The sequence below is a fragment of the Propylenella binzhouense genome (assembly GCF_009866965.1).
In the GTDB taxonomy this organism is placed as follows: Bacteria; Pseudomonadota; Alphaproteobacteria; order Rhizobiales; family Afifellaceae; genus Propylenella; species Propylenella binzhouense.
On the sequence record NZ_SPKJ01000167.1, the window covers coordinates 1 to 5,021 of the forward strand.

At 69.9% G+C, this 5,021-nt stretch carries 5 protein-coding genes; 1 reads left to right on the forward strand and 4 read right to left on the reverse strand.

Going from position 1 to position 5,021, the window contains the following annotated elements; translation table 11 throughout:
- Nucleotides 1-52 precede the first annotated feature (52 nt).
- Entirely contained in the window at nt 53-949 is an 897-nt protein-coding gene (locus tag E4O86_RS22270; RefSeq protein ID WP_161142738.1) for an IclR family transcriptional regulator domain-containing protein, read from the reverse strand.
- A 287-nt stretch (nt 950-1,236) separates the two neighbouring features.
- Between E4O86_RS22270 and E4O86_RS22275 the strand changes: the two genes are divergently transcribed.
- Nucleotides 1,237-2,163 carry a DMT family transporter gene (locus E4O86_RS22275; protein WP_161142739.1) on the forward strand — a complete coding sequence of 309 codons (927 nt, stop codon included), beginning with the start codon at nt 1,237-1,239 and terminating at the stop codon, nt 2,161-2,163.
- Nucleotides 2,164-2,249: 86 nt separating this feature from the next.
- Here the strand turns inward: E4O86_RS22275 and E4O86_RS22280 are convergent, their stop codons facing one another.
- The 3 genes from E4O86_RS22280 to E4O86_RS22290 are packed head-to-tail and all read right to left on the reverse strand — an operon-like array spanning nt 2,250 to nt 4,805.
- The gene (locus E4O86_RS22280; protein ID WP_161142740.1) at nt 2,250-2,984 is read right to left on the reverse strand and encodes an MBL fold metallo-hydrolase; all 735 of its coding nucleotides are present in this window, start codon (nt 2,982-2,984) and stop codon (nt 2,250-2,252) included.
- 13 nt (nt 2,985-2,997) lie between these two features.
- Nucleotides 2,998-3,702, reverse strand: coding sequence for an RraA family protein (locus tag E4O86_RS22285; protein ID WP_161142741.1), 705 nt, complete (start codon nt 3,700-3,702; stop codon nt 2,998-3,000).
- Between the two features lie 8 nt (nt 3,703-3,710).
- On the reverse strand, nt 3,711-4,805 hold the full coding sequence (locus E4O86_RS22290) for an aromatic ring-hydroxylating oxygenase subunit alpha (RefSeq protein WP_161142742.1): 1,095 nt from the start codon (nt 4,803-4,805) through the stop codon (nt 3,711-3,713).
- Nucleotides 4,806-5,021 lie beyond the last annotated feature (216 nt).

The window sequence follows — 5,021 nt, forward strand, 5'->3', positions numbered from 1 at the left end:
CGCGCGGACCCCCGGTGCGCCCGGCCGCGACGGCAAGCGGGAGCCGGCGGGCTCAGTCCGGCCGGGCCGGCCGGGCCGGCTCGGCCTCCTCGGCCGCCAGGAGCCGCTCCATCCGCTCGGCGGAGGCCAGCATGAGCGGAACCGTCTCGGCGAGCGCGCGGTCCATGTCCATGCGTACGAACGGCGCCTGCACGGCGATCCCCGCGACGATGCGCCCGTCGGGATCGCGGACCGGGGCGGCAAGGCTCAGCATGCCGAGCGTGGTGCCCTGGTTGGAGACCGAATAGCCGCGACGGCGGATTTCGGCGAACTCGGCCTCGAGGTCGTCCATGTCGACGAGCGTGAAGGCCGTGAAGCGCTTGAGCGGGCGGGACGCCTCGAGGATCTGCGTCCGCCTCGCCTTCGGCAGGAACGACAGGATGAGCTTGCCGATCGCGGAGGCGTGCGGCTCGAGGCGCTTGCCGACCTCGGAATGGACGCGCAGTGCCCAATCCGATTCCACGCGGTCGATCAGCAGGATCTTGTTCTGGTCCAGGATGCCGAGATTGCAGGTCTCGCCCGTCTGCTCGGCGAGCGCTTCGAGCACGGTGTGGAACGGGCCGGTGCTGTGCGACTGGTAGGCGGTCTTGAGGGCGAGCAGGCGCAGGCGCGGACCGACGGTGAAGCGCTCGCGGTTGAGGTGGCGCTGCAGCAGCCCGAGTTCGAGAAGCTGGTTGAGGATCCGGTGCGCCGATTGCCGCGGCAGGTCGAGCCGGGTGCAGATCTCCTGCATGCCGAGCGAGTGATCGGATTCGAGGATCGTCTCGAGCAATTGCAGCGCGCGCCCGAGCGCGGAGCCGATCGCGCGACGCTCGATCGACTGGTCGTGCGGACTCGGCTCGAAGTGCGGCAGACGCGGCGGCATCTCCGGGTCGGGTTCCTCGTTCGCGGTCCGCAGTCGGACGGTCACCGGTTCCGCGGCTTTGCGGCGCGCCATGCGGGATCAACCTTCGGCTTCGAACAAAAGGACAATACGGCAATTGCCCTTCCCTTCCGCCATCCACAGGGCGAGCACAAGAGGCAAGCCTTCCCTGCGGCTGGTCCTGCCCCGGCGAAGGACGCGCGGGCATCCTCCGGTACCGCTGCAGCACCGGGCGGCAGGCCGTCCGGGGCCGCTTCCGACGCGGCGGATCGCTTTTTTCGGATCGGCGTCATCTCCGGCTCGCATCGGCCGGGCATGCGGCTTAGAGGGACGCCATGACCGCATCCAGACCCGCCTCCCCCATGGGCCCGACCACGGCCGGCATGGCGATGATGATCGCCGCCATGCTGATGGCACCGGGTCTCGACACGATCGCGAAGCTCCTGATGGAGCGCCTGTCGCCCGCGGAAGCGGGCATGGGCCGCTTCCTGGCGCAGACGCTGGTGCTGCTGCCGATCGTGATCGTGAGCGGGCGGATGAGCAGGCCGAGCGGGCTCCATGCGCTTGCCGGCGGCTTCCTGGGCATGGCCCTCCTTTGCCTGAACACGGGCCTGCGGGGGATGCCGGTCGCCAATGCCCTTGCCATCTTCTTCGTGGAACCGCTCGCGCTGACCCTGCTCGGCGCCTTCGTCCTCGGCGAGCGCGTGGGCGTGCGGCGGCTCAGCGCGATCGGCGTCGGCCTCGTCGGCGTGCTCATCGTCCTGCGGCCGAACATCGCCGCCTACGGGCTTTCCGCGGCGTGGCCGCTCGTCGCCGCCGTGCTCTTCGCCTGCTACATGCTGACGAGCCGGATCCTGGCGCGACGGGGCGAGCGGCTGGTCCTTCAGTTCTGGACCGGGGCCTTCGCGACCATCATTCTCGCCGGGGCGCTCGCCTTCGGCGTCGCGGCGGGACCCGCCCCCGGGCTGCTGCTCGTTCCGACCCTCTACGAGTTCGCGCTCTTCGCGGGCGCAGGCGTGCTCGCCTCGATCACCCACGGCCTCATCGTCGCCGCGCTCGGGCGGATCGAGGCCGGGCTCGTCGCGCCCTTCCAGTATCTCGAGATCTTCTCGGCCACTCTGCTCGGCTGGCTCGTCTTCAGCGACTTCCCCGATCCCGTGACCTGGACGGGAACCGCCGTCATTGTGGGCGCCGGGATCTATGTCTTCCACCGGGAGCGCCTGCAGGCCCGGTCGGGACCCGAGGTGCCCGTCACGGGCTAGCTTCCGCGCGGCGCCCCGGCAGCGCTCCGCGGATCGCCACCAGGCGGGGAGGACGAGGCGCGCCTCGGGCCGGACAGGCGTTCCCGCTACCGCTCGTGGGCGGCGAGCCATTGCCTCACGATGGCGCGGTGCCGGTCGCGGCCGTAGCTCGGGAAGTGCCCGCCATGGACGATGCGGACCGGCAGGTCGAGCAGGCGCTCCATGCTGGCGCGATAGTCGCCGGCGTCGGCGTGATAGGTATCCTCGATCAGCGGGCCGTCATAGACGATGTCGCCGGAGAAGAGCACGCCGGTCGCCGCCTCGAAGAGCGCGATTCCGCCCGGCGAATGGCCGGGCGTGTGGATCACCTCGAACTGCCGGTCGCCGAGATCGACGATGTCGCCGTCGGCGAGGAGCCGCGTCGCCGGCGCGCTCCTGACCGCATAGGTGGTGCTGGCATAGGGCTCGGGCGGGAGCGCCGTGAAGATGTCGTCGGTCACGTATGGATCGGCGAGGGTGCCCGCCCGCGTCGGATTGGCGAGGAGCTCGGCCTCGGCCGGATGGACCAGCCGCTCGGCGAACTCGTGATGGCTGCCGATATGGTCGAAATGGGTATGGCTCGCGACGGCCTGGCAGGGCCGCTCGGCCACGAGCGGGACATGCTCGCGCAGGCTGACGACGCCCATGCCGGAATCCACCAGCATGTCGCTGTCCCGGCCGCGCACATGCCAGATGTTGCACCGGTAGAATTCCTTGATGAAGGGCTCGCCGATATAGGTGATGCCGTCCCCGACGCCGCGGGTCTCGTACCATTCCCCGGCTCCGACGCGGATCAGCGGCATCCCTCCTCCCCGCTCAGCCGGCGGTTTCCATCGACCAGGTATGGAGCTCGTCGAGCGCGTCGATGTCGAAGCCGGGCGCGCGGCAATACTCCTTGACCCTCGCTTCCGCGGCGATGACGTGATCGATCACGCGGACGAGTTCCCCGAGATCCACCTCCGGCGGGATGACCAGCGCGCCGTGCTCGTCGGCGTGGACGAGGTCGCCCGGCCGGACCACGAGGCCGCCCACCTTGACCGGCGTCCCCACCTCCACGAAGCGCACATGCGCATGGCCGACGACGAGGCCGCCGGCGAGGAGACCGAAGCCGAGCGCCTCGACCTCGCGCACGTCGCGCGCGCTGCCATTCGTGACGGCCGCCACGCAGCCGAGCGCCTGGAAGATGGCCACGCCGACATCGCCCCAGGCGCAGCCGCGCCCGGCCGGCTGGTCGAGATCCTGCACCACCGCGATGCTCGGCCGCGGGGCAGCGCCGAGATGCCGCCAGACCTCGCGCCAGGGAAGGATGCGCTCGCCCTCCGCCTCCGGCAGCTCGCCGACGATCTTGCCGGTCCAGGCATAACCGACGAACGCGCCGAGCGCGGGAAACAGGCATTTCAGCGAGCCGTCGGTGTAGCCCTCGTTCTTCGGGCGGATCCCGAAGCGCTCGATGGCGTCGTAGACCATCGGGGTGCGGTAGGCGCCCAGCCTGGCGAGCGCCTCGGATCGGGACTCGGTCATCGGCGGCCTCAGGCGACGGAAAGGCGGCTCAGCCGGTCGCGGTACTTCTTCTGGAAGTCCTGCATGATCTCCTCGCTGCGAAGGAAGATCGGACCTTCCGCGAAGAGGCCGCTCGCGATCCCGATCGCGACCGATTCGCAGACCGGCCTGTCCTCGCCGTAGACGAGGTCGTGATACCAGCGCGCATCCTCCTCGAGGTCTTCCTCCGGCACCTCCGGATAGGCGCAGAAATCGGTCGTGACGCGGATCTGCGAGGCGGTCACCGGCTCGACGACCCTGACGCGCGCGATCTGGCCGCCGGCCGCCGTGATCGTCCAGTTCGGGAAGACGGCGCAGGACATCCACGGCAGGACGTTCGGCCGGTCGTCGCGCGCGTCGGAGAGGTGGAAGGCGAAGTTCCCGTAGCTGCGGGTCACGTACTGGTCGGGATCGGTCTTGTGGGTCTCGCCCATGCCCGGATGGACGGTGCGGCAGTGGTAGCAGTCCGCCGTGTTGTCCATGAAGGTCTTCCAGTTGCAGGACTGCTCCCACGACACCCGCTTGCGGAAGGTCATCGAGGAAAGCCCGAACCCGTTCGCCTCGGTGACGGCCATCAGCTCCGAATATTCGTCCTCGAAGGCCGGCGCATCGGCGTCGAAATTCACGAAGGCCATCGGCCCCCAGGTGGCGAGCCGGACCGGCAGCAGACCGTATCTCGATGGGTCGAACCAGGGTTCGAGCTCGGCCCGGGGGGCCCGGACGAGCGCACCGTCGGTGCCGTAGGTCCAGGCGTGGTAGACGCAGGTGAAGAGCTTCTTCGTTCCGCACCCGCTCGCCACGGGGTGCCCGCGATGGCGGCAGATGTTCACGAAGGCGCGGATTCCCTCCGCGCCCCGGACGACGAGGAGCGGCACGTTCATGAAGACGGTGGTGAGGTAGTCGCCCGGCTTCCTCAGTCCGTCGACCGCGCCGATCGGCTGCCAGCTGCGCCGGATGATCTGCTCCGCCTCGAAGCGCGCAATGTCGGGATCGGCATACCACGTGCCGGGGAAGGACATGTTGCGCTCTATCGCCGAATCGAGCTCGTCGAGCAGCCTGGTCCGCATCAAGCCCGGATCGCGCATGTTCCAACTCCGTCGGGCCGCGCCGGTGGCGGTCCGTCCAAACGGCGCGGCGCGCCGGTCCGGCCGAAATTAGAACGGGCCGGTGCCGGGATGAATAGCCGATGCTCAAAGCTCGCACTGAGCGCCGTCAAGGTTTCGCGGCGTATCACGCGCTCCGGCGGCCGGCCGGCTTGCCGCGCGCGGCGGCGCCGGGGCGGCCCTCGGCGAGGCGCGGCG

Coding starts and splice junctions, on each gene's coding strand:
- E4O86_RS22275 (WP_161142739.1), top strand. CDS start 1,237: ATGACCGCATCCAGACCCGCCTCCCCCATGGGCCCGACCACGGCCGGC.
- E4O86_RS22290 (WP_161142742.1), bottom strand. CDS start 4,805: ATGCGCGATCCGGGCTTGATGCGGACCAGGCTGCTCGACGAGCTCGAT.
- E4O86_RS22280 (WP_161142740.1), bottom strand. CDS start 2,984: ATGCCGCTGATCCGCGTCGGAGCCGGGGAATGGTACGAGACCCGCGGC.
- E4O86_RS22285 (WP_161142741.1), bottom strand. CDS start 3,702: ATGACCGAGTCCCGATCCGAGGCGCTCGCCAGGCTGGGCGCCTACCGC.